Origin of the sequence: Paenibacillus sp. RC84 (assembly GCF_041260495.1) — a bacterium.
Lineage (GTDB): Bacteria > Bacillota > Bacilli > Paenibacillales > NBRC-103111 > Paenibacillus_F.
Genome location: NZ_JBGBYL010000002.1, coordinates 157,546 through 182,647, shown reverse-complemented (window position 1 = coordinate 182,647; position 25,102 = coordinate 157,546). Strand labels below are relative to the sequence as shown.

The 25,102-nt window shown below is 50.9% G+C and carries 16 protein-coding genes; 5 read left to right on the top strand and 11 right to left on the bottom strand.

What is annotated here, in order from left to right; all coding sequences use genetic code 11:
• Window positions 1-25: 25 nt before the first annotated feature.
• Window positions 26-1,432: an alpha-L-fucosidase gene (locus ABH899_RS04530; protein WP_369994367.1), complete on the bottom strand. Its 1,407-nt coding sequence runs from the start codon at window positions 1,430-1,432 to the stop codon at window positions 26-28.
• A gap of 156 nt (window positions 1,433-1,588) precedes the next feature.
• Between ABH899_RS04530 and ABH899_RS04525 the strand changes: the two genes are divergently transcribed.
• Window positions 1,589-3,844 (top strand): helix-turn-helix domain-containing protein, encoded by a 2,256-nt coding sequence (locus tag ABH899_RS04525; protein ID WP_369994364.1) that lies wholly within the window; start codon window positions 1,589-1,591, stop codon window positions 3,842-3,844.
• A gap of 362 nt (window positions 3,845-4,206) precedes the next feature.
• On the opposite strand, the gene ABH899_RS04520 is transcribed toward ABH899_RS04525, so the two are convergent.
• The 3 genes from ABH899_RS04520 to ABH899_RS04510 are packed head-to-tail and all read right to left on the bottom strand — an operon-like array spanning window position 4,207 to window position 7,750.
• Complete coding sequence (locus ABH899_RS04520; RefSeq protein ID WP_009676237.1) at window positions 4,207-5,817, bottom strand: extracellular solute-binding protein; 1,611 nt, start codon at window positions 5,815-5,817, stop codon at window positions 4,207-4,209.
• Window positions 5,818-5,853: 36 nt separating this feature from the next.
• A complete protein-coding gene (locus tag ABH899_RS04515) occupies window positions 5,854-6,762 on the bottom strand; it encodes a carbohydrate ABC transporter permease (RefSeq protein ID WP_016423878.1) in 909 nt (302 codons plus the stop codon).
• A gap of 19 nt (window positions 6,763-6,781) precedes the next feature.
• Entirely contained in the window at window positions 6,782-7,750 is a 969-nt protein-coding gene (locus tag ABH899_RS04510) for an ABC transporter permease (RefSeq protein WP_369994361.1), read from the bottom strand.
• Between the two features lie 344 nt (window positions 7,751-8,094).
• Between ABH899_RS04510 and ABH899_RS04505 the strand changes: the two genes are divergently transcribed.
• Window positions 8,095-9,384, top strand: coding sequence for an alpha-L-fucosidase (locus ABH899_RS04505; protein WP_369994358.1), 1,290 nt, complete (start codon window positions 8,095-8,097; stop codon window positions 9,382-9,384).
• A gap of 421 nt (window positions 9,385-9,805) precedes the next feature.
• On the opposite strand, the gene ABH899_RS04500 is transcribed toward ABH899_RS04505, so the two are convergent.
• Window positions 9,806-10,429, bottom strand: coding sequence for an HAD-IA family hydrolase (locus ABH899_RS04500; protein WP_369994355.1), 624 nt, complete (start codon window positions 10,427-10,429; stop codon window positions 9,806-9,808).
• 515 nt (window positions 10,430-10,944) lie between these two features.
• Between ABH899_RS04500 and ABH899_RS04495 the strand changes: the two genes are divergently transcribed.
• From ABH899_RS04495 to ABH899_RS28575, 3 genes are all read left to right on the top strand, one after another.
• Complete coding sequence (locus ABH899_RS04495) at window positions 10,945-11,916, top strand: formylglycine-generating enzyme family protein (RefSeq protein ID WP_369994353.1); 972 nt, start codon at window positions 10,945-10,947, stop codon at window positions 11,914-11,916.
• 88 nt (window positions 11,917-12,004) lie between these two features.
• On the top strand, window positions 12,005-13,801 hold the full coding sequence (locus ABH899_RS04490; protein ID WP_369994351.1) for a sensor histidine kinase: 1,797 nt from the start codon (window positions 12,005-12,007) through the stop codon (window positions 13,799-13,801).
• Window positions 13,794-15,374 (top strand): response regulator transcription factor, encoded by a 1,581-nt coding sequence (locus tag ABH899_RS28575; protein ID WP_483312610.1) that lies wholly within the window; start codon window positions 13,794-13,796, stop codon window positions 15,372-15,374. Before ABH899_RS04490 ends, ABH899_RS28575 begins: the two co-directional genes overlap by 8 nt.
• An 86-nt stretch (window positions 15,375-15,460) precedes the next feature.
• Here ABH899_RS28575 and ABH899_RS04470 read toward each other — a convergent pair whose 3' ends face one another.
• From ABH899_RS04470 to ABH899_RS04445, 6 genes are all read right to left on the bottom strand, one after another.
• Window positions 15,461-18,520: an S-layer homology domain-containing protein gene (locus ABH899_RS04470; RefSeq protein ID WP_369994348.1), complete on the bottom strand. Its 3,060-nt coding sequence runs from the start codon at window positions 18,518-18,520 to the stop codon at window positions 15,461-15,463.
• A gap of 85 nt (window positions 18,521-18,605) precedes the next feature.
• Window positions 18,606-20,105 (bottom strand): sulfatase, encoded by a 1,500-nt coding sequence (locus tag ABH899_RS04465; RefSeq protein ID WP_369994347.1) that lies wholly within the window; start codon window positions 20,103-20,105, stop codon window positions 18,606-18,608.
• A 25-nt stretch (window positions 20,106-20,130) separates the two neighbouring features.
• Window positions 20,131-20,994: a carbohydrate ABC transporter permease gene (locus ABH899_RS04460; protein WP_369994345.1), complete on the bottom strand. Its 864-nt coding sequence runs from the start codon at window positions 20,992-20,994 to the stop codon at window positions 20,131-20,133.
• Between the two features lie 19 nt (window positions 20,995-21,013).
• Window positions 21,014-21,931: a carbohydrate ABC transporter permease gene (locus ABH899_RS04455; RefSeq protein WP_369994342.1), complete on the bottom strand. Its 918-nt coding sequence runs from the start codon at window positions 21,929-21,931 to the stop codon at window positions 21,014-21,016.
• 95 nt (window positions 21,932-22,026) lie between these two features.
• On the bottom strand, window positions 22,027-23,331 hold the full coding sequence (locus ABH899_RS04450; RefSeq protein ID WP_369994341.1) for an ABC transporter substrate-binding protein: 1,305 nt from the start codon (window positions 23,329-23,331) through the stop codon (window positions 22,027-22,029).
• Window positions 23,332-23,969: 638 nt separating this feature from the next.
• Window positions 23,970-25,064, bottom strand: a complete 1,095-nt coding sequence (locus ABH899_RS04445; RefSeq protein ID WP_369994340.1) for a DUF3472 domain-containing protein — start codon at window positions 25,062-25,064, stop codon at window positions 23,970-23,972.
• Window positions 25,065-25,102 lie beyond the last annotated feature (38 nt).

The following is a 25,102-nucleotide window of genomic DNA, read 5'->3' as shown; positions in this document are numbered from 1 at the left end:
TAAAATTGTTCCGGACAGGGCCGCCCTACTTCCCCGACAGCCGGAACACGATGGCCTCGGGTGCTTCCTTCTCCCGCACAGACGCCGGCAGGCGGACGGTAATGCCTTTTTCGGTCAGCCGGTAATCCAGTGGTATGTCCCCGTCCAGCAGCTCAACCCGGACAAAGGAATCCCGGAGGGGGATGCACATCTCCGCTTCCATCGGCGACTGTTCCCGCTCAACCAGATACAAGGCGTAAACGGTCTCCCCCTTCCGCGTGAAACGCCAGCTGCCGGAACCGTAAGGCTCGCAGATGCGCGTTCCGTAAATGGCTTCGCCGTTTACCTTCAGCCACGCACCGAGTCCTTTCATCCTCGCCACGGCCGTCTCCGGCAGTCTTCCGTCCGGCTGAGGCCCGACGTTGAGGGCGAGGTTGCCGCCCTTCGCCACGATCTCGACGAGCAGATGGACGAGCTGGCGGACGGTTTTATACGTGTCCTCGTACCGGAACGAGAACGACGTCCCCATCGTGATGCAGCTCTCCCACGGGACGAGCAGGGGGCGCTCCGGGAGCGTCTGCTCGGGGGTGATCAGATTTTCATACGGCCCCCCGACGGTCCGGTCCGCACAGAGCAGCCAAGGCTGCAGCTCGCGCGCCTTCTCCACGGCTTCGCCGAGCCGGATGTCCTGGTTGTTCGCCGCGTTCACCCAGCCGGCGTCCAGCCAGAGCATGTCGATGCGCCCGTAGCGGGTCATGAGCTCGCCGATCTGCTCGTGCGTGAACTTCACGAACTGCTCCCACAGCCAGGGGTGTTCCTTCGTGTCGTAAGAAGTCCCCCGCGACGTGCGGCCGCCCCGCTCCATACCCGGGGCCCAGTAATAGGGCGAGCGCCAGTCCGCTTTCGAGAAGTAGGCGGATATCGCCAGTCCCTTCGCCCGGAAAGCGTCGAACAGCCTGCCGCAAATATCCGCATGCCGGTGGGCATGGAACGGGCAGTCGGGATGCGTCACGCGGTAATCCGTCGTGCGGGTATCCCACATACAGAAGCCGTCATGATGCTTCGTCGTAAAGTTCAAGTACTTGAAGCCGCTGTCTGCGGCGAGTCCGGCCCACAGCTCGGGCTGAAAGCGAAGCGGATTAAACGTGCGGTTCAGCCCGAAGTATTCGCGTTTAAGCTCTTCCGCGCTCACGTCCCAGTCGATTCCGTCCCGGGACCAGTCCGCATCCGCGTCGCTCAGCGCCCACGACTCCACGACACCGAGCTGGGAGTACGGTCCCCAGTGCATCATGAGCCCCAGCTTCTGGTCTCGGAACCACTCCAGCCGCTCCAGCAGCACGGGATCGTCCGGTTTGACCCAGTCTTCCTCCCGGCTGTAATTGTGTACGCCTTCCACGACGGCCGCCGGCGCCCCTTCTTGTGTCTCTGCGTTCATCTCACTCATCTCACTCATCACTCAACCTCCAGGCAAGCCGATTTTTTTGTAATCCCTTTCATAAATCCTACGAACTGCCCTATGAATCCGCTGTTTTTTTGGTATGATTATGGATATTCCTTTCAAAAACACCGCTTAGAAGCTAAATCAACCCGAAACAGGAGGGAACAACCAATGAAATCCGATTACTTTAAATCGAAGCTTTTTATGCGATATATTTGGTCGTATTTGTTCATTCTGCTTATTCCGCTGGCGTTCGCGACGATCTTCATTTACCGCAGCGCCGTGAGCAATCTCCAGTCCGAAATCGAGCAGTCTCACCTTAACCAGCTCAATCAGACGAAGACCATCATCGACGGCCGGGTCAAAGAATTGACCGAAATCGCGTCCCGGATTTCTTACGACGAACGGCTGACGCTTTACAAGGTCCACGACCCTTATTACAGCCGGGAAGCGATCAGCGCATTGGATAACTACAAAGCGACCAGCTCCATTATCGGAGATCTGTTCCTGTACTATCACGACGACGATAAAATTTATTCGTCCTTCGGCATGTCCGGGCTGGACGTGTTTTCGGACAAATACAGCTTCCACAACTGGACCCAGGACGGGCTGCGGCAGGATTTGAATACGCTTAAATTTCCAAAAATGCGGCCGGCGGACCTCGTCAGCCAGCCGACATCCCTGCAGCAGTCGATTCTCGCTTACCTGGTGCCGATTACGCCCAACAGTCCGGCCCCTCATGGGACCGTGATGTACTTTATTCCGGAGTCGGAACTCACCGGCCTGATCGACTCCATTCTCGGCAGCTACCGCGGGCTGACGTACATTTTTGACAACAACGGGCAGGTCCTGACGAACAACGGAAACGAGGAATCGCTGACGGCAGGCGACCTCGGCGCTTTGTTCAAGCTGCCTCCGGGCATCCACAATCAGGCGTTAAACGGACAGTCCCACTCCGTCGTGTCCGTAAAATCCGATAAAAACGGCTGGACTTACGTCACCTTGATGCCGAGCGCCCAGTTTTTCAGCAGCGTGCTGCATGTGCGCAGCTTTATTATTCTGCTGGTGTCCATCGTCGTGATCGTCGGCGCCGCCCTGGCGCTGCTGCTTGCCCGGATGCAGTACCTGCCTATCTCGAACCTGGTCCATTTCGCCAGCTCCAAATCGAGAAGCAGCCGGACTTCGGGCAATGAACTCGAGCGAATCCGGATTTCCCTGCAGGAACACAGCACCCGCGCGGATCTTCAGGAGCCTTACGCCCGCAATCACGCCCTGCTCATGCTGCTTAAATACGGGCAGACTAAGAGCCTGTCGGCCGATCTTCTCGAAGCTTTCGATCTGAAATTCGACCATGACCGCCACTTTGCGATGGTAATCGGTTTTGACAAGCGCTCTCATCTGCACGACAGCAAAGACGACTGGCAGACGATGATCCAGCTTTTTGCCGAAGTCGATTTTCCCGGGCTTGCCGCCAAAGCTTACAGTGTGGAGCTTCCCCAGCCGAATCAGCTTGCCCTTGTCGTCGGGTTCGATCCCGCCGGACAGACGCCGCCTTTCGGTCAGATGCAGCAAATCGTGGAAGGCATCCGGACCCATCTGCTGGAGCTGTTCGATGCTTCGCCGGTTATCGGGGTCGGAACGGCTTATACGAGCCACGCGCACTTAAACCAGTCGTACATCGAAGCGTGTTCCGCGTTTGAATCGAACATTTTGACCGTTCATGGAAGCGTTACCTTTTTTGAAAAGCTGTCCAGTACGCCGGAGCGCAGCACCTTCTGGATTCCCGGCAACGTGCTTTTGAAGCTGTCCCAAAGTCTGAAACAAGGCAGTTATGACGTATCGGAGCAGACCCTTCAGGAAGCGCTGAAAAACTTGCCGGCAGCCGGGCTGAGCGCCCCGCATCTGCGGCTGATCCACTACGATATCCTGACGACCCTGCTGAAGACCGCGTCCGAACTCGGTATTCAAGGCTTGACGCAGGACGTTCTGTCCAAGCTCAACTTCAATTCATCCGAGGAGCTTGAAGCCATCTGCCTGAACCTCGCCGCCCGGATCTGCTCGCAGGTGGAACGGGACCGGACGAAGGAAGAGCATTCCCTCATGGACCGTATCGTCGGGTATATCGACAAGCATTTCATGGAGCACACGCTCAGTCTGGAGGTCGTATCCGCCGAATACGGGATCTCGCCTTCTTATCTCAGCCGGACGTTCAAGGAGAAGACCGGCATCAATTTTATCCAGTATATCTGGCAAAAAAGGATGAACGAGGTCATGCATCAGCTGAAAACGACGAACGATCCGCTCAAAGAGATCATCGTCCGCGTCGGCTATCTGGATACCCCCAATTTCATCCGGAAATTCAAAAAGGAAACGGGCTATACGCCGGGTCAGTACCGGACGCTGAACACGTCGGGCGAGCATGCGTAGCCGGGTGAAACCGACGACAGGCTCGATGCGGCCAACCGCTGTACAGGGCCGGAACACACGGCAAAATCCTCGAATGAGGTTCGGTTGAAGGTGCCGCTGACAGTCGGACTCGCGGTCCGGCAGGCGGTCTATCCGCATCCTTTAGCCGATGGCAGTCCGACGCTCCCCCATGAAATGAACCCGGCCTTCCCGCCGCCTTGCCCGCAGGCCCGCTCCCCGATTATACGGGGGCGGGCCTGCTTATTGTGGTGCGTAAGGACAGCCGATGTGCGGCGGCGATTGTCTGTCTGACGAAGGAAGGGGAGCGCCCTGTGAACGGCTGTCCGTTCGGCTTGTGGCAGCGTCTGCGCATTCGGCAGACTCTACTTCTTCTCGCTGCCCTGGTTCCAGCGGTCGTACGCCGCCTGATAGATGCCCGCGATCTTGTCGCTGCCCATTTTCTTGAGCTGACCCGCATATGCATCCCAGTTCGCCAGCGGTTCCTGGCCGGTTACGAACTTCGCTTCCATCTGCTTAACATACGTATCCAGATCGGACTTAAGCCGGGTCACTTCCGCCTGCTCTTCTTCCGTCAGGAAGACGCTCGGGAACGGGATTTTGGCGATCGGCGTCAGCTTCTCTTCGTTTTCTTTGTCGATCCATTTATCGAAATCGGTTTTCAGCCCTTTGGACAGCTCGCTGCTGGCCGCACCCGGCACGAGAATACCGTAATTCGGCGTCAGCGTGCCTCTGTATTCTTCGCGGTCGCCGCCGCCCGGTACGGGCTTCCACTCCTTCACGTGCTTCTCCTTGTCCGTGTACTTCCAGAGCACATCCTCCGGACCTTGAGCGAACAGCGTGCCGCCTTCGTACCCGTACATATAATCGACCCAGCGCATGGCCGCTTCCGGACTCGGGTTGCTCTTCGTGATGGCGAACGTTCCGTTGGAGGAAATACCCGGGTGTTTGCCGTAAACGGGTGAATCCGGCACTTCGCTCTTAACCGGCTTCATCATCGGGTTGCTCTCGTCCGGCTCCGTGCCCAGCGTGAAGTAAGGGTAGTAATCGCTGAACAGCGCGACGCGGTTGTTTTTGCCTTTCGCTTTCTTCTGTTCGTCGGTTTGGGAGAACGTCTCGTGATCGAGCAGGTTGTCTTTCCACAAGCGGTTCAGGAACGTTAAATACCCTTTGTAGCCTTCCTCCTGAGGGGTGTAATGGACCTTGCCCGCTTTGTCGGCGTAAACAACCTCGTCGTAGATACCCCAGAATCCGAGGAAAAACATCCGCAGGTCGTCGAGTTTAACAGAGGTCAGCGGAACCTCGTCTTTCTTGCCGTTGCCGTTCGGGTCTTCGTCCTGCACGCGTTTGAGATAGGTGTAGAGCTCTTCCGTCGTCTCCGGCAGCTTCGTCATGCCCAGCGCCTTCAGGAATTTGCCGTTGTACCACATCGGACCGCGGTACCAGACCGCCGACAGGTCGATCGTGCGGAGCGCGTAAATATGGCCAGACGGAGTCGTCATGTTTTTGCGGATCTCCGGATGCTCATCGAGGATTTTCTTCAAGTTCGGCGCGTAGTTGTCGATCAGGTTTTCAAGGGGAAGGAGCACGCCCTGGCTGCCGTACGTCACCTGCTCCGCCGGCTTGATGTCCGCCCCGAAGAACACGTCCGGCAGGCTGTCGCTGGCGAACACGAGGTTTTTCTTCGAATCGAAACTGTCGATCGGCGCGTTCTGGTATTGCATCTTAATGCCCGTCAGTTTCTCCATCTCCTGCATCACCTGCATTTTGTTCCAGTCCTGCACGCCGACATCGGGAGCCATCAAGGTCATCGTCATCGGTTTATCGACAATCGGGAACCCGTCCTTTTTCACTTCGGAGGCGTTCTTACCGGTTCCCGCTTCCCCGGCTTTATCGGCGGAGCCGCAGGCGGACAGACCTGCTATCACAAGCGTAAGACCGAGCATAAGCGAGCCTGACTTCAACACTTTTTTCATAATTAAAATCCTCCCCTTGTATGGTGTATGGCAAGATCAGCCCTTGACGGAACCGATCATGACGCCTTGCACGAAATAGCGCTGCAGAAACGGATAGATCGCAATAATCGGCAGCGTGGACACGATGATGACGGCATATTTGACAAGCGCCGCAATCTCGGCTTTATTGTTGAGCGCGGAAGCCGTCGAGGCATCCAGCGAGCCGCCCGTCTGGGCCGACATCTCCTGAAGCACGAGAATCTGGCGCAAAATCAGCTGAAGCGGATACTTGGATTCTTCATGCAGGTAAATCAGCGCCGAGAAGTAGCTGTTCCAGTTGCCGACTCCGTAAAATAGCGCCATGACAGCCACGATGGGCATCGAAAGCGGCAGGATGATTTTCAGAAACATCCGCATATTCGTGCAGCCGTCGATCTGTGCCGCTTCTTGCAGTTCCTTCGGAATAGAGGTTTGAAAAAACGTCCTCGACACGATGATGTTCCAGATGGACGCCGCAGAAGGCAGAATGATCGCCCACATGCTGTTCATGAGCCCGAGACCCTTGACGAGCAGGTACGTGGGCACAAGGCCGCCTCCGAAAAACATCGTCACCATAAACATGCCCATAAAAAAGTTGCGGCCCACAAAATCTTTGCGGCTGAGCGCATACGCCGCCGGAATCGTGACGAGCAGGTTAACGGCCGTCCCGACCACCGTATACAAAATCGTGTTGGCGTAGCCCATCCAAATTTTCGTGTTGGCAAAAACGATCTGGTACCCTTCGAACGTGAGCCCTTTCGGGAACAGCCACATCTCGCCCGAGCCGACATACTTCGGATTGCTGATCGAAGCGCTCAAAATATAAACGAGGGGATAAGCCACGAGAATGAGGGCAATCGCGACATAGACATACGTGCTGATCAGGAATAGTTTATCCCGCGCCGTATCTTTAACGGTCGAGCTCATCCGGTTTCCTCCTTTCTGTTTACCATAAGCTGTTCTCGCTGGTACGGCGGACAATCTGGTTCACGGTCACCAGCAATATAGCGCTTACAATGGAGTTGAACAATCCGACTGCCGCCGAGAAGCTGTACTGGGCGTTGACCAGACCCGAACGGTAGACGAAGGTGGAAATGACATCCGACGCCTCCATGTTGAGCGGATTTTGCAGCAGCAGGATTTTCTCGAACCCGACTCCGAAGAGGCTTCCCATATTCAGAATGAGCAAAATGGTCATCGTCGGTACGATCGTCGGGATATTAATGTGCCGGATGCGCTGGAATCTCGAGGCGCCGTCGATAATGGCCGCTTCGTGCAACTGCGGGTCCACACCGGACAAAGCCGCCAAGTAAATAATCGTTCCCCAGCCTGCGCTCTGCCACACGCCCGAGAACACATACATCGTTTTGAACCAGTTCGGGTCCGTCAAAACCTGCGGGGCCTCGAAGCCGAGCTTCTCGATCAGATGCACCAGAATCCCCGTAGACGGCGACAGGAACGTAATGATCATTCCGGCCATCACGACAACGGATATAAAATGAGGGGCGTACGTGACGGTCTGCACCATCCGTTTGAAAAATCCGTCCCGCACTTCGTTAAAAGCGAGCGCCAGAAGAATCGGAATCGGAAACCCGACGGCAAGATCGTACAAGCTGATGCTCAGCGTGTTCCATAATAGATCCCAGAAATAATACGACTCGAAAAAATGGACGAAATGATCGAATCCGACCCAGGGGCTCCCCCATATTCCTTTGGTAGGAATAAAATTTTTGAAGGCGATCAGGATGCCGTACATGGGCCCGTAATGAAAAATAAGAAAGTAAAGAAACGCCGGGGCGATGAACACATACAGTTCCCAGTTTAAAACCATCCGTTTCCAGACCGGCTTCCTTTCTGTACCCGCTTTCGGGCGCCCCGCTGTGCCTGCCGTGCGGATGTTTGCTTTTGCCTGCATCGTATCACTCCTTTCCGTTTAGTTTTGGTAGCGTTTTCAAAAGTGTATCCCCCGGGGCGGGAGTCCGTAAATATGTCATTTTCAATCCCTACATCATTCGTGGCGGCCTGCTCCGTTAGGGAGTAAATTCGCGGTTTCCGGTATTTGGATAACAAAAAAGACATATTCTTGGCGGGATTCGCCCGCTTCGGGTTCCCTGAACGCAAAGATAACCAATCCTCCCCAAACAGGCGGTTGGTTATTCTTGTTCTCCGCAGACGCACGTCAAAAACCACATCAATCCAGCGCCTGCGGAATGTGAGATACTGCTTAAGAATCGTTACGCGAAAAGGAGAGGATAACAGATGGTACAGCAGTGGTTCGAGGACGCGAAGCTGGGGATTTTCATTCATTACGGGATTTATGCGGTTAACGGAATCGCCGAGTCGTGGTCCTTCTACAACGGGCGCATTTCGTACGAGGATTATATGAAGCAGCTCGGCGGCTTTACGGCCCGGAACTTTGATGCGGACAAATGGGCGGATCTGATCGAGAAGTCCGGCGCAAAATATGCCGTCCTCACAACGAAGCATCACGACGGCGTCGCTTTGTGGGATACGCAGGCCAGCGAGCTCAATGTGGTCAAAAGCACGCCGGCCGGCAGGGACATCATCCGGGAATACGCCGATGCGGTAACCCGAAGAGGAATCCGGCTGGGCCTGTACTTCTCCCTGATCGACTGGTCCCATCCCGATTATCCCAGCGTCTACGAGGGCGGCAGAGTTCCCGAGGAGCCGGGCCGGGCCAACCCCTTCTCGAGCCCTGCGGACGGCGTTCAGGACGAAGAAAAATGGCAGCGCTTTCTGACGTTTAACAATGAACAACTGCGGGAGCTTCTGACGAATTACGGGAAAGTGGATCTGCTCTGGTTCGACGGAGACTGGGAGCGGAGCGCCGAGCAGTGGAACCTTCCCGCTTTTAAAAACTATCTGCACTCCTTCAATCCCGAGATCATGATCAATTCCCGTCTGCAGGGACACGGGGACTACAAAACCCCCGAACAGGGGCTGCCGATTACGAGACCCGAGGGCCCCTGGGAGTTTTGCACGACGATAAACGGTTCCTGGGGCTACGTTCCGGACGACAACCATTATAAATCTCTGCATCAGATCATCCGGATGTTCTGCGACTGCATCTCCATGGGCGGAAATATGCTGCTCGATATCGGACCCAAGGAAGACGGTACCGTCGATCCCCGGCAGGAGCAAATTTTGCTGGGACTCGGAAGCTGGATCCGGACCCACGAAGAAGCCGTTTACGGAACACGGGAAGGCATTCTTACCCGGTATTATCTGGGGGGCAGCACGTTGTCCAAAGATAAAAAAACGCTCTATCTGTTCGTGTACGACGATCCGAAAGAATCGGTCTGCCTCAAAGGGCTTTCCAGCAAAATCCGCACGATTACCGTTCTGCATTCGGGCAAAGAGCTCACGTACGATATCCACGGGGGCGTGCCCTGGTTCCAGATACCGGGAACCACTTGGATTCATCTGACCCCGGAAGATACCCACGACTATGTGACCGTGCTGAAAATCGAACTGGAGGACGAGCTGGACATGTACGGCGGTTCCGGGGCCGTGGTTACCCATAACTAGTCCGTGACAGCGGGGATCGGTAACGGCGGCCCCTTTCGGTGGCGGTTGGCCCTTGCCGCAGTAACCTTTTCGGTAATGTGGGCACTTCGGCGGCGGTGGCGCCTCCCGCCGCGATAACCGCCTGCAATAGTCATAGCCCATTCGGCCGATAACCCCGTCGCGAGCGGTAAAAGAAAACGCCTGATCTGCCCATTCCGGCCTATCAGGCGTTTTTATTCGGGCGTGCGTATCGAATCTCGCTTCGAGCCCGGTCTTCATCCGCTTCCATGCGGGCACGTTGCGGTTGCGGTTGCGCTCCCCCTTCGCGGCTCCGTGTGCCCAGGCCGCTGCGGCGGAAGCATCCGCTTGTGCGGATATCGCCGCCGCAGCGGAGGGGCCGGGGCTTTGCCGGGAGATGCTTTCCCGCTTGTCCCGATAGGTTCTACCGCAAAACCGCCGCCAGCTGCTCCGCCGTACGGCACACATAATCGGGCCCCGCGCCGGCCAGCAGCTCTTCGGAATCGAAGCCCCAGGTGACGGCGGCCGCCCTCACTCCGGCCCTTCGGCAGGCCTCGACATCTCTCAGCTCGTCCCCCACGTAAATAATCCGGTCCGCGGGAAGCGAATGAGCGCGGAGCATGCCGCGGATCGCCTTGTCCTTGCCGAACAGATTCGTTGCCGAATGAACGAAATCGAATACATCCAGTCCGTGCAGATCAAGGAAATGCCGGATATTTTCGGCCGTATTGGAAGACAGGATGCCCATCGTTCGGCCCTGTTCTTTTAGCGCCAGAAGCAGCTCCTTCATGCCGTCTGCCGGCTGCAGGCTTACCGCCGCTTGTTTGTAGTTTCGTTTGGCTTCCAGCAGAAGAGCGGGCAGTTTAAAAAGCGGCACGTGCAGCGCCTTCAGACGGTCCGGTACGGACAGGCCCGAAAGTCTGCCGATTTCGGCCTCTTCGATTCGCCTGCCCCCGAATTTGACCGCCAGTTCATTAAAAAGCTGCACCGCCAGCCCTTTGGAATCCACAATCGTCCCGTCGAAATCAAAAATAAGAATCGGTTTCACGCCATGACACCTGCTTTCCCGTTTCGGATTCGCCTAGCCGGCCGGCAAAAAAACGCCGGAGCAGCTATGGCGTGCTTATGTTCTTTTACCAGCATAGCGTATAACATTCCGCATTATTTTTCTATTCAACTGGCAATCTCTTTCATTTAGGTTTGTTCTTTGTTAATTCATAAAATGTTTGCTTTAAGAGATTACCGTCAGAACTATTCAATCTACGATGTATCTCTATTAATGTTCTAAGAATGAAATCATTAACTTAATAATATATAATTATTTTGTCGGTAAATTACCAACTTAAATTCATAACGATCAAAAGAACGCAGAAATATGTATTTTCACTATATATAAAGACGATTAAAGACATGAATTAGCTAAAATAATTAATAGTTTATTCCAAAAAGATTTAAAGAATGCTATAGTGCTTCTATATACTAAAACGATTCGGTACGGATCGAAATTGACGCATCTCTTTGGCTAACCATGCCCTAACCAACCAGAAAGCGGTGACTATCATTATGGATTCCAATAAGCCATCATGCTGCTCGGCAAGCAGAAATACCAACCTTTTCAATCACCGTCCCCCCATGAATGCCGCGCAGTCTTTGAAAGTTGGCTCTTATTCCGGTAACAAAGAACAAATGATTTTATTGCCTGGCGGCAAATTTTTAATGGGAACAAACGATCAAGAAGGTTTTCCGGCTGATGGAGAGGGACCCGTCAGAGAGATTACGCTTAAACCCTTCTATATCGATCCTTGCACGGTAACGAATCGTGAATTCCAACAGTTTGCCGACGAAACCGGCTATAGGACGGAAGCGGAAATCTTCGGATGGTCTTTTGTGTTTCATCTGTTTGTCTCCGAAGCTACAGCGATGACCGTGCAAAATCGCGTTCAGCAAGCACCATGGTGGTGGGCGGTAGAAGGAGCAGACTGGCGCCATCCTGACGGACGTGATTCCGGCATTGAAGACCGGTTGGATCATCCGGTTATTCATATCTCATGGAACGATGCAATGGCTTATTGCAATTGGGCAGGAAAGCGGTTACCCACGGAAGCGGAATGGGAGTTTGCCGCTCGAGGCGGCCTTGTGCAGAAGCGTTATCCCTGGGGAGACGAGCTTAAGCAGGGCGGACGGCATTTATGCAACATTTGGCAGGGGAAATTTCCCGTGAAAAATCATGCAAGCGACGGATATGCGGGCACAGCGCCTGCGCACTCCTTCGATCCAAACGGTTATGGCCTGTATAACGTCTCCGGCAATGTGTGGGAATGGTGTTCGGATTGGTTTAGCCCAACTTATCACATCCATGGTCCCAGGGATAATCCGGCAGGACCTCTGTCAGGAGATGCCAAGGTTCTGCGCGGCGGTTCCTACTTATGCCATAAATCATATTGCAACCGCTACCGTGTAGCGGCCCGCAGTCAAAATACACCGGACAGCTCGACAGGAAACATAGGATTTCGTTGCGCTGCTGACGCTGATTAAAAGATTTTAAGTAGGTTCTTTCTCTAAAAGAGAATATAATAAATGTATAATCAAATGCATCATGATTCAGGGATGGAAGCCAGAGCCTATGTACAAAAAAATGTTTCCCAATAAAACAATGTTCAGCAAGCTTCTGATCACCTATATTCTGCTCAGCATCATTCCTGTAGCGTTAATCGGTCTCGTATCCTTCAAAATGTCCGAGAAGCTTCTTGATGCGCAGATCAGTAAATCCAATATCAATACTTTGGAACAAATCAACAAAAACATCAACGTGCTGATCGATCAAGTCAGTGCAATCGTCAATATTTACAATATGAATAACGAGTTGGAAGCTTTGCTGACCAAGCAGTACACGAACCCCTACGACCAGCTTCTCGATCAAGCCAAGGTTGAGAACAACATGTTGAGATACTCCTTTGCGTTCGATTGGCTCAGTTTCCAGTCGTTTCTTATCGGAAACAACGGCTTAATCTATACCCAAAACTATGAAAATAATATTGTGGACCCGGAACGCTTACTGAATTTCCCGTTGAAGGACATACTCGCCCAAAACCCGGATAGAATCACCTGGCTAAGCACGCACAGAAGCTATTTAAAGAATCAAGAGGATTCCCAGGTATTTACCGCAGCCAAGCTGCTGCAGACCAACGCGCTGAATAAAAACTACGGTGTGTTCTTAATTAGCGTAAAAGAGCAAAATTTATATACTATTTATAAGAATCTGCTGCAAAACGGAAACGAAATCATGATTGTGGATCGTTCAAACCATATTATCTCTCATAGCGACAGGTCACGGGTCGGACAAATACTGAACGAGCCGTACGTACAAAAGCTGCTGGCAACAGAAGAGAATTATAAAATATCATCAACCATTCATAATCAAAAGTTTCTGACCCTGTACAAAAAAATAGATCGCGTCGATTGGTACATCGTAGAAAACATCCCGATGAACAGCATCTTTCAAGATATCGACGCCTTGAAGCAAACCATTCTCATCGTGGCCTTTGTTTGCATTTTATTGTCTGTGGTCGCAGCATTCTTTATATCCCGCTCCATTTCATTGCCGATACGCAAGCTTTCCAGGCGCGTACAGAATTATTGGCTCCAAGGGACGGTCGAGCCTGATTATCCCGTCAATGAGGTTAAACTGTTAAACATTGAGTACGACAAAATGATCGAAAAGCTGGAAAAGACGATTAATGCTCTGGTCATTAACCAGGAAGAGAAGCGGATCGCCGAGCTGCAGGCTTTGCAGATGCAGATTAATCCGCATTTTTTGTATAATACTTTGAATTCCATTAAATGTCTGGTATGGGTGAACAAAACGGAGTTGATTGAGCCGACTATCCATGCGCTTGTAACTTTATTGGAACAAACGATCAACCGGAACGATGAATTCATCACCATTCAAGAAGAACTCAACAATATCGAACAATATGTATACATTCAACAAATACGTACCGACGAAGCCATCACGCTCCGTTACAATATTGATCCTCAAATGCTGGATTGCACAATACCAAAACTCTTGTTGCAGCCCATTATCGAAAACGCTTTATTCCATGGTATCGAACCGAGCAAAGTACCCGGTGTCATTAACGTATTCGGCTCCATCCATCAAGACAGTCTAAAAATCGAGATTATCGACAACGGAGTGGGCATGAATGAGGAAGAACTCGCCCGCGTATTCAATGAAACCGCTTCCCCTTCTTCCTCCCGCTTTAGCGGCATAGGCGTCCGGAACGTTCACGAGAGGTTAAAGCTAAACTTTGGACCCTCCTATGGCCTGACCATACACAGCCAGCCTGACTTCGGTACTTCCGTCATCCTTACCCTGCCCAAACTTATGAAGAGCACGGAGGTTAAAGAGCACCATGTATAAAGTAATTATTGTGGATGATGAAAAGCTGCTTCGACAAGGCTTCATTCATATGGTGGACTGGTCCCAATACGGTTTTGAGATTATAGGAGAAGCATCTGACGGTCTGGAGGCTCTGGAGCTTGTTAACAAATATAGCCCGGATATTGTCGTTACCGACATTCGCATGCCTGGCATGGACGGAATTGAACTTACGCGCCGTTTAAGAAATGAACGCCCGGATATTCAAATTATTGTTTTAAGCAGCTACAACGATTTCGACTATGTAAAAGAGACTTTGCAGCTCGGGGCATCGGACTATATTTTAAAGCCCAAAATGCAGTACACGGATTTGGTTGCCGCTATGGATAAAGCAATGAACAAGAAAACGGCAGCAGGGCATCTTGTCCTTCCGGTCAGGCAAAACCAGGCTTCAGAGAAGGCGTTTCTGAAAAATCTGATTACAACGCAATCGCTTTCAACGGAAGCTGTTAAACAGCAATTGGATCAATATCAAATTCATCTGCAGGAAGAGTCCCTATGCTGCGTGTTGATCCAACTGGAGCCTCCAACCATCAACGATTCAACGGGAATCATGGAAGCCTTCGATTTCGATGAAGCCAAGGAAGCCATCGTAACAAGGCTGCAAAGCAAGTTCCCGGCCCTTGTTGGAAGCTGCTGCTTTTCACCGGGAGAAGGACAGTTAATCCTGCTCTGCAACATAGAAGCCGGGACTCCTGCCAATGCATGGATTGGGGATATCGCCCAACAGATCCCGGGTGTTCAAAGAGGGGCTTGTTGGGTTTTCGTCAGCGGCATTTTTTCCGGATTTGACGGCATCAGCGCGGCATACGCACGGCTCCAGGCGCTAAGTCCTTACCGGTTTTACCAATCTCCGGGCTCATGCCTGTACGAGCAGGACTTTCTTCATCGGGTTGCGGCGCTGGATCTCACGCTTAAGCACTTTAATGAGTCGATCGAGAAGCTGGAGATTTCGGGACTATACGAGCGGTTGGAGGCCAGTGTAACCGCCAGACTTGCTGAAGGGTGCTACGTGGAGCCGTTTGCCGTTAAAAACGGCTTTATCGAAGCCTGCTATTATATCATTCACCATCTTGAAGAAATGAACGTTGAGATTCATGAACTGAACAGCCGAAAAATGATGTATTTCAAAAATTTGGAGAGAAGTCAAAACCTCGAGGAATGTTTCCTGCATCTGCGGGGCGTCTTGGAGGATATTCAAAGCTTCGCTCAAGCCAGTAGAAACATGAATTACCATACTACCATTCAATCCATTGTGACATACATGCATTGCAATTATCATGAGGACATCTCCTTGCAGTCCGTTGCCGAGCAATTTCACTTGAACAAGAGCTATCTAAGCCAATTGTTCAAGCAGCAAACCAGCGAGAACTTCAACACCTACCTGGCGCAGATTCGCATTACCAAGGCCAAGGAACTGCTAAGACAGCCCGGCCTTAACATCAATAAAGTTTGCGAAGCGACAGGCTTCACAAACCCGAGCTATTTTGGACAAGTTTTCAAAAAAATCGTCGGCATGAAGCCGTCCGAATACAGTAAACTATACACAAAATAAACCCAAGCCCTTTCAGGCATGACAAAGAGGAGCCGAATTTCTTCGGCTCCTCTTTGTCTATATTTCAGTTCCATTCACCTGCGATATTACTTGGAAGCAGTTTGCAGCATTCTCAGCACAGTAACGATAACCTCTGCTCTCGTCGCCTTTTCATTAGGCTCGAAGAGATTGCCGTTCTTGCCGTTTACGATTCCTTGGGCCGCTGCATTCGCTATAAACCCTTTGGCCCAGGAAGGGATAGCCGCATCATCCGCAAAGCTTGTCTGAACCGACTCTTGATTCGTCAGGTTCATGGCCCGGCCGACCATCGTCACAATCTCTGCCCGAGTAATCGGCTGATCCGGCCTAAAGCTGTTGTCCTCATAACTCGATATCCAACCGGCGTGAGCAGCGCTGCTGACGCTATCCAGCGCCCAACCCGGTATCTGATCGGCATCCACGAAGTCAACTTTCGTCTTGCTTCCCGGCACATGCATGGCCCGTGACATCAGAGCGGTGAACTCCGCCCGGGTTATCGTGCGGTCAGGCTGGAAGGTGCCATCGCCGTAGCCGTTAATGATGCCCTTATCCGCGCCCTCTTTAATCTGCTTTTCGGCCCAATGGCCTTGAATATCTCCCCACTTGTTGCCGTCCGACGGTTTGCCGGCTTCTTGCTCCAGCGCAAATACGGCATATTTGGCAAAATGATCGACCTGCGCAGTAATTTGATTGCCGCTAACGGTACCGCCTGCTTCCACCCATTTCTTGGCTGTTTCGTCATAGTAGAAAATAGATGCCTTATTGTCTGCCAGTAAAGCCGAATCTACCTGAAGCGTAAGAGCAACCGGATGCTTCAAATCTCCATTGACATTTTTCGACAACTCGAAAATCGGGCTTATCAGCTTCATCTTATCGGTTTTTAAGTTGTCCGTCCTATCAATTTTTTGAATGCTGATTTTAGCCGCCTCGTTCAAAGCTCCTTCAGGAATCTTAACCGATGCTTCATTCCCCAGGCTGACTTCCCCGGAACCTCCGGCAGCAATGGATACGCTGTTAGAATTCGGTGAAGATACGGCTGCTCCACCGCCGCCTTGACTCCCTTGGGAGTCGGAACCGCCGGATTTTAAAGGTGTAAACTTAAACGCGGTAAGCGAGTGAGCCGGGTACGTGTAATTGAAAGTGCTCGAGTTAATCGCAAGAGCGCTCGTATCAATGTCCACTTTATTCGGATTATCGTTCGTATTGATGTCTTCCAGCTTCTCCGAGTTCAATGTCCACACTTCGGCCGATTGTGCCGTATACCCGGACAACTGCACAGCGGAAGTTACCGCATCCGTTGCATCCTGATTCAGAACGATCAGATACAGATCGTCGCCTGTTCTCGAAGCCACCGTCATCAACTTGTTGATATTTTGATCCTTATTGTCAATGTTCACTGTCCTTACCGGATTATTTTCGATCGTGGACTTCACTTCGTTCGCGCCGCTCATATGCGTAAACATTTTGTACATGTAAGCGGAAGCTGACGGCAAGAAGGTGTAGGTATCAAAAAGCGCCATAGGCACGGCTGATTTGTTCTCGAACGTTCTATCAATGAGAGAGTGGCGCAATGCGTATTCCAAATCCATATCGATGAAGTGCATAAGCATATTCGCCGTTTGCAGAGTTGCTCCCAAAGATCCCTCATACAAAAGGGCGGTTTTGGTTACGCCATTCTCCTGATATGTCTTATACTCAGGGTCGTGAGCGCCGTATTCCGTTACAATAGGTTTGATGTTGCGCCCCGATATCGTAGCGGAAGCGTGCCCGATCTCCTTCACTTCTTGCACTTTGGCCTCCGAATCCAGAATCGTGGCATAATGATACTTAGGAACGTTATTCGGGTCATACGGAGTCTTAATGGAAAAGCCCAGTGTCGGCTCCTTAACTATTCCCGTGTAAGGATGAATGACAACCCCGTCATAAGGAACCGTATTGCCGAATGCAGCTAAGGCATAACTCTGGTCCATGGCACTGTAAATCTTAATTGAAGGATCAACCGCTTTCATTTTGGTGTAATATTCACCGATCCCGGCGTGTGTGGTCTGATAGCTGACTTTGATTTCTGTGCCGGCAGCAGGAATAGACCCGTTCGTACCGTCGCCGAACTGAATGGCCCCGGTTGCGTAATCCAGCTCATAAGAATTGGTTGCTCCTGCTGAGGAGATGTCGGGTACCTGAGTCCACGTCTGTCCTTGCCAGAGATCCATTTTGCCGGACGCCGGGTTGTACACGCTTTTGCCCACGGATACTTCTACCGCTGATCCAGCATCAATCGGAGCGTACTTGGCATACTTGACCTGGTTAGGTTGGCCATTGCTTTTGGAAGCGTCCGTAGGATCGGCTTCTCTCCAGTCGTCAATTAGCCCCGTTTTCTGGAGGGTAAATTGCACTGTGCCTCCGTTGGCATACAAGTAGGCTGCTTTAAGATCGGCATTGCTGTTTAGAGCAAGCACGGCGGGATCTTGGGAAACGATTTGTCCAGTCATCCAATAAATTTGTCCGACAAAATTAATTTCATTACCCAATTCAAACGTTTTGATATTATAAGGGGCCGGATGTCCGTTCTCGGCACGCTTCATTGCCCACGGATGTGCAGCGTCGGCAGGAGCGTTCAAATACTCGACCAGCTCAGCGGCATCTTGCGGGTTTCCGTTCCCTATATTATATACATAAGGCGTCAGGAACCCGTGGCTTTCGGAATAGCGCATAGCTTCATCCAGTCCGAAATTCGCTTTCTCCGGACCATTGCCTAAATAAGGGTTGACCTGATTGATTCTTTGTTCGACGGGGCCGATGGCACGCTTCCACCAAAACAGGTTGGCTGTAGTCCCGCCCGGATACCGGAGCGATTTTAGGCCGAGTTCGGATAAATTTTGGTCAAACTCGGAATACACGCTTTTCGTCACCGGATCCCACATGCCGACGCCATTGACGAAGTAGCGGTGATTCACGCCGAACAAACCAGGTTGAATGGCATGAAGGACATTGCCGGAGTCCACCGTTATTTTGGTGCCCGAGGCATCAGCAGCAGCTGCAGCATTAGGGGCTGTGACGCCTGCTCCGATCACGGATGCGCTCAACAACAAACTCATGAATCCGCTTACATTTTTCTTGAAAAATTTCATTGTTGACCTCCCAAATATTTAATATTTATAGGAACGAAGGGTATGCCTCTTTTGGATGTCTCTTGTCGAGACATACCCTTCGATTCTATTGCAAACCTAGCCGCAAATACTGATCATCCGGCGAATCATGATCCTCCAACGCTTTGTGCAACAGCTGGATCATCCTCCGCTCTATCTCCTCATCGTGAATCGGATGATTCTGTCCATAGTCGTCTATGTTATGGAAGAGCAGATTTTCTTGGATAAATGAGCCGTTGATATGGAAGGATTGGGTCTGGTCTTTCATTTGCACATTATCGCCCGGTATTTTGTAAACAGGGAAATTTGTCCATTTCAAAAACGGTCCCATCTCGATTCGGCCCGGGTCAATAATATGATCCAGTCCGTAGTAATGTCCTATCGTTGTGGGCATTGCCGTGTACAGATGAATCGGTGAATTGTTTTCCCGGGACGATGCTCTAAAGTAAGTGTATTCTCCGTCTGTAACATTCACATTTTTCCCGAAATAGCCGTATAAGGCGCAGTCTCGGATAGCGGGAACTTCTCCGCGTATCAAAGGCAGCCACGATTTCCCATGCAGCTTGTTTTGGCAGCGGCTTGCGTCCACGCCAAAATGCTCCAGCAAGGTCGGGAACACATCGATGTTCTGCGTCAGGGCATCAATCCGCTTCCCGGCATGCTTGCCTCCGGGCATGTGCACCATGAGCGGTATATGGCAGATTTCGTTGTACGCCGGCATTACATTTTTGGCCATAAAGTTATGCTCGCCGAGCATATAACCGTGATCGGAAGTAAAGATCAGCAAGGTGTCCTCCCACATCCCCTGACGGTCCATGGCATCCAGCAGCTTGCCGACCCAGCGGTCCGTCATCGTCAGCAATGCGGCATACCGCTTCCGGATATGCTTGATCGCATCATCCGGCACATTCACGCGACCGTACTCCGGCCAATAGTAGGGCGGCCCATTGTAATCGTCCCCGTAGGTTTCCAATTCGCTCTCCGGCAGGTCAAACGGCTCATGGGGATCGAATGCCTCAACCCATAAGAGATAGTTGTCCGCCTCCCGGTTATCCTCAAGCCAATTCAGAGCGGAGCGAATCGTTTTTGGCGAAGAATAGTCTTCCTCGGCGTGAAACATCGTTCTGTTGAGCGCGTATTGCGGCATAAATTTGCCGATCTGCTCCGGTTTCTCCGGCTGATTGACCCTGGAAACCAAACAATCGAGCTCCTGGCCGCGGATAAAATCCCAAGTATCGAATTGTTGACAGTAATTCTCCCCGCCTACCCGGAAATAATGATAATGATCCGTTGCAATATGAGAAAATACGCCGTTATCCCGCAGCACCTGCGGCAACGTATGGTCAAATGGCTCTATCGGCCCCCAGTTGCGTTCAAGAAAACCCAGCCGCCCCGTCAGCATATCCCTCCGGGCAGGCATGCACGGCAGGGAACCTGACCAGTGGTTCGTGAAAACGGCGGATTTCTCCGCCAGCCTGTCCAGATTGGGCGTTGCCACGCCCGTTGCGCCATAAGCGCTGAGATAATGCCTGTTAACCGAATCCAGGAGCAATACGATTGCCTTCATAATACTTTCTCCTTTATCTACGTAATTAGCCCTTTATTCCTGATGTGACAATACCTTGGACAAAGTATTTTTGCGTGAACAAAAACAGAATTAATAGCGGCAGGATAATGATAGTCGTCGCGGCCATCAGAAGGTTCCACTGTACTTGCGTCTCGTCCCGGAACATCGTCAATGCGAGTTGAACGGTTTTCATCTCATCCACGTTAGTCACGATGAGTGGCCATGTGTACTCATTCCATGCTTGAGTAGCCTTCAAAGCAACAAGCGTCGCAAAGATCGGTTTGCTGACAGGCACGTAAATGTACATGAACGTCTGAAACCGGGTTAAACCGTCGATTTTCGCCGCATCATCCAATTCTTTCGGAAAGCCGAGATAAAACTGTCTGAACAGGAACACCCCGAAGGAGCCTGCAACGTAAGGAGCAATTAAACCCATATACGAATTGATCCAGCCTAATCCGCCTTGTCCGAACATATCATTGCCGCCTGCAAAAGGAACATGCTTCAAAATCAAGAATACCGGGATCATTGTTACTTGAGGTGGAATCATTAAGCCGATCAGAGAGATTACGAACAAGATATCTCTGCCTTTAAAATTCAATCTGCCGAAGCTGTAGCCGGCAATCGAGTTAAGAACCAAACTTATAACCACGGTAATAACCGTTACAAACAAAGAATTAAAAAAATATCTCCCCCAGTTTCCCCTGCTCATAGCCTCGACATAATTGTGCCAGACCCATGTTTTAGGAAAGAAAATAAACTGCGGAGACATGATATCCCCCATCGTTTTCAGCGATGTGATTACCATCAATACAAAGGGAAAGATCATGAACAATGAAAAGATTAATACAATGACAGAAAGCCCTATCCTTGTTTTTGAATTTTCCATGCTTCAACAACCACCTTATTTAATCAATGTCATTACCTTGTCCGTATTTGAAATTGACGATGGTAATAACCGCAATAATCCCCAGTAATACCGTGGCCATCGCCGATGAATAACCAAGCTGAAATTCGCCGAAGGCGCGGTTATAGATTTGATGAACAATTGTAGTCGTGGAATTCATGGGCCCGCCGTTGGTCAAAATTTTAATTTGTTCAAATACGTTGAAATTGTTGATCAAGCCTGTAATCAATAGAAAGAATGTGATCGGCTTCAACATGGGGACCGTGATGTAAAAAAACCTCTGCAAGGAATTCGCGCCATCGACGGAAGCCGCTTCATATAAATCACGCGGAACCCCTTGCAATCCGGCCAAATAAATGACCATATTGTAGCCTACGAATTTCCATATGCCCATAATAATCAGGGCAACCATCGCCCAATTTGCGTCATAGAGCCATTGCTTCCCCTGAATTTGGAAAAAGCCCAGAACCGTGTTGGCTATCCCGCGCGACGGTTCGTAAATCCACAGCCAGATCATGGATACCGCGACCATCGAGGTTACGTGAGGCGTAAAAAATCCCGTTCTGAAAAAGGGAAGACCGACCAATTTGTTATTTAAGAGCACGGCAAAGACCAAACCGAGCGCCAATGTGAAAAAGAGCGTAAAAGAGGTATATATCACTGTGTTTTTGAGGGATATCCAGAAAAAAGTATCCGACAGTAACACCTTATAATTTTTGAATCCGATAAAATCCATTCTATTCATGTCATAATTCGTAAAACTTAAATAAATGTTCATCAAAATGGGAAGCAGGACGAAGACGAATAGAAACAGATAAAACGGTGTGATTAACGCATATCCGATCGGATCATGATCTAGCCGCCGTTTCTTCGATTTTTGTCCTGCCGCCGCTTTATGTGGAACTGTGCTTGCATTCATTGTGTTTCTCCTTCCAGCCAAATATCCCGCTATCCTAAGAAGAAGGTTTGTAGAACTTAAGACTTCTAAGCTTTACAAACCAGTCTATCTCTCATTTATTGGCTGATATTTTTCAATTCTTTTTCAACATTCTCTTGCGCATCCTTCAAGGCTTGCTCAGGCGTTTTCTTCATGCTTATTGCTTCCTCGTAAGACTGGATGATGTATTTGTTGTAGAGGGTTAACCAAGGAACAACCGGTTTTCCTTTTCCGTTTTTCACATAGTCCATGAGAACGCCGTTAAATTCCGGATCCACATCAGTAAATTGTTTTTCCAGGGATTTTTTCACTACCGGAATTTTCAAGTCCGTATAGCGCTTCCACACTTGATCGTTGGACATCATGAACTTGATGAATTCGAACGCTTCCTCTTTATGCTTGCTCGCATTTCCGATCGTAAATAGACGGTAACCGTTGAAACCGACTTTCGCTTCCTTCTTAAGCACAGGCACATAACCCAGCTTGTCCTTCAGATCCGGGTTGTTCTTGATGAGATTGCTAATGCCGCTTGTTTGCAAAAAGGACATGGCGGACTTGCCGCTTACAAACGGAATTTCATCTTTTTTCTGATAATTGTAAGGAATGCTGACTTTTTTATTATTCAGATCGACCAGAAACTTCAAGCCTTCTACCGCTTTACTGTCATTCAAAACCGGAACCCCTTGCTGCTCATCGATTAATTTAGCGCCATTTTGCCGCAAGAAGGGCTCAACAAATACGTCCGCGGAAGTAAGCGGAATGTCAAACCCGGAGCGTGTGACGTTGCCGTTGGGATCCCTTTTGGTCAGCTTCTCGGCGTAACTTTCCAGTTCCTCCCAGGTAGCCGGAGGCTTGTTAGGGTCTAAGCCCGCTTCCTGAAAAAAGTCCTTACGGTAAGTCAGAATCTCCGGTGCAGGGAAAAAGCCCAGGCCCAGCGTTTTATCCTTATATTTGCCAGCCGTCAGCGCGCTTTCCATTACATCCCCTTTTTCATCCCACTTGGCGATGTACTCGTCCAACGGCGCGAAATCGCCTTTGGCCCCCCGGGATCCCATGAAAGCCAGGTACGCGGAGAAAACGTCGGGCATCGTGCCGCTAAGCTTGGCTGCGTTCAGTTTGGTGTCGATATCCTCCGCGGATGAAGGCAATACGGTAGTTTCGACCTGCACATTAGGGTGAAGTTTCTCGAATTCCTTTGCCGCATTGGTGAAATACTCATCATTCGCTTTATCCGCACCCGGAAACCAGAACGTCAGCTTTACCGGATCTTTACTGCTGCCTGTCTTGGCCGGCTCGGCTTCTTTGGAAGAACTGCAGCCTGCCAGGAGGCCTCCTAACATGACCGTACTAAGGGTTAATGCAGTTACTTTCTTTACATTCACTTTAAACAACCTCCCTTTTTACTTACCTGAAACCAAGATGTGATTTTTATCATTACGATGCCTTGCCTTTTTATTATAGATAGCGCTTTCAATTTGCAGAAGAAAAGAAATATAGGTAAATCCTTCACTTTTTCAGATGTTTGACGTTATTCAACGAGCCTTATCATTACCTGCAGTTCAAGAATATTAAAAAATGTATATAAATCATTAAAATATTTAGATTTTTCTTGTTGCAAAAGAATGCGTAAAAAAAAGGAGTACTCCTTCAAATTTCCCAAGGAATACTCCCACATCTTAGACTATTCAAATTCTACCGGCCGTTGATTTTTAGAGCTATAGAAACTTCCAATGATATGCGGATGATAATGACTTCCTTTATTGTTCACCTTTCTTTTTGGGCTATATAACATGACCAAACACTACATATTATTTTAAAATATAAAAAAGCCTAGAAGAATCAAGCACTTGATTCTTCTAGGCTAATTAACTTTTGTCTCAATCATATACCCGAATTTGTCTCATTTATCGATCAAATCCGTTTCAATTATAACCGTTACTCACATCCTTCGCGCCGGAACGCAATGCCCGCCCAACAGGGAAACGGCAGACAGCCGGGTGCCCGGACAGCCCGGCAAGGATCAGGCTTTCACCGGAATCGTGACGGACCGCGTGCGGTCAAACAGATCGGTGATCGTCAGTTTGACGTAATACGTCCTGCCCGCCTTAAGACTCACCGCGAGAGACTGCGAAACTGCCTCCGGCCTGACTTCCGTTTTGCCCGCAAGAGGGCTTCCCGCGAGGGCGGCATTGCCGTACACGGCAGCGGACACTTTAAACTGCGGAGAACTGGAAGCCGGCAGCTGCCAATTTACGGTCAACTGGCCGTTCTTGTAAGCCGCGCCGGTTGAAGCCAGCACGATGCTGTCGTACGCGGGAGCGGTCGGCTGATTAACGGTTTTGACCGTGTTGCTCGCAATGGAGGGTGTTGTAGACCCGCCGGCCCGGAACCAGAAGTAATCGCCTGCGGTTCCTCCGTCCCAGTTGCCCAGAGAGCTGTTGGTCGAAATTCGCTGGCCGGCCCACGAATTCCAGGTGCCGTCCAGCTTCCGGTTGTAGCCGTTCTTGATCCGGCCTTCTCTCACGTTCTGAGCCGTCCCGTTCCAGTCTTCCTGGAACAGGCCCAGTCCCCCGTGAAGGGACAATCCGGCGACCGGATGATCGAGAACGGCGATCAGCTTCCATTCGTTCTTCCCGGCATCCTTCACCCACTGTCCGAAGCACGTACCCGTGCAGCCTTCGCTCCAGGTGCGCACAACCATGCGGTACCACTGGCCGGTTTGCCAGGCATACGGCGTCATGACCTTCATGCCCGTGCCTTCTCCTCCGAACGGGGACAGCCGTCCGCCGGGCGTAACGTATTTGGCCGTGATCGGAAGGGTGGAATTGATCGGGTCCCAGATCGCGAAATGAACACGGCGCGGGGCGAAGCTATTCCCGTCGTCCTGTTGGAAGCCGGCATACCCTCCGCCTTCGGCGCCCTGGTTCCAGTTCTGCGTGGCCCAGTACGTATAGGGAGTCGTCTGCACCGCCATCCAGTCGCTCATCACGATGTCCGACGGCGACGGATTGACCGGGTTCACATACACGTTATCCGCACTGGCCCCCATAACCGGACCGGCCGCGGACAACAGCATCATCAGCACAAGCACTTGCATGGCAATGAACTTCTTCATTAAAACAACCTCCTTTAATGAATGGATTCGAACTGCGC

Bases quoted from the DNA above. Each gene is read 5' to 3' on its own strand.
- ABH899_RS04530 (WP_369994367.1), bottom strand. From the start codon at position 1,432: ATGAGTGAGATGAGTGAGATGAACGCAGAGACACAAGAAGGGGCGCCG.
- ABH899_RS04525 (WP_369994364.1), top strand. From the start codon at position 1,589: ATGAAATCCGATTACTTTAAATCGAAGCTTTTTATGCGATATATTTGG.
- ABH899_RS04520 (WP_009676237.1), bottom strand. From the start codon at position 5,817: ATGAAAAAAGTGTTGAAGTCAGGCTCGCTTATGCTCGGTCTTACGCTT.
- ABH899_RS04515 (WP_016423878.1), bottom strand. From the start codon at position 6,762: ATGAGCTCGACCGTTAAAGATACGGCGCGGGATAAACTATTCCTGATC.
- ABH899_RS04510 (WP_369994361.1), bottom strand. From the start codon at position 7,750: ATGCAGGCAAAAGCAAACATCCGCACGGCAGGCACAGCGGGGCGCCCG.
- ABH899_RS04505 (WP_369994358.1), top strand. From the start codon at position 8,095: ATGGTACAGCAGTGGTTCGAGGACGCGAAGCTGGGGATTTTCATTCAT.
- ABH899_RS04495 (WP_369994353.1), top strand. From the start codon at position 10,945: ATGGATTCCAATAAGCCATCATGCTGCTCGGCAAGCAGAAATACCAAC.
- ABH899_RS04490 (WP_369994351.1), top strand. From the start codon at position 12,005: ATGTACAAAAAAATGTTTCCCAATAAAACAATGTTCAGCAAGCTTCTG.
- ABH899_RS28575 (WP_483312610.1), top strand. From the start codon at position 13,794: ATGTATAAAGTAATTATTGTGGATGATGAAAAGCTGCTTCGACAAGGC.
- ABH899_RS04470 (WP_369994348.1), bottom strand. From the start codon at position 18,520: ATGAAATTTTTCAAGAAAAATGTAAGCGGATTCATGAGTTTGTTGTTG.
- ABH899_RS04465 (WP_369994347.1), bottom strand. From the start codon at position 20,105: ATGAAGGCAATCGTATTGCTCCTGGATTCGGTTAACAGGCATTATCTC.
- ABH899_RS04460 (WP_369994345.1), bottom strand. From the start codon at position 20,994: ATGGAAAATTCAAAAACAAGGATAGGGCTTTCTGTCATTGTATTAATC.
- ABH899_RS04455 (WP_369994342.1), bottom strand. From the start codon at position 21,931: ATGAATGCAAGCACAGTTCCACATAAAGCGGCGGCAGGACAAAAATCG.
- ABH899_RS04445 (WP_369994340.1), bottom strand. From the start codon at position 25,064: ATGAAGAAGTTCATTGCCATGCAAGTGCTTGTGCTGATGATGCTGTTG.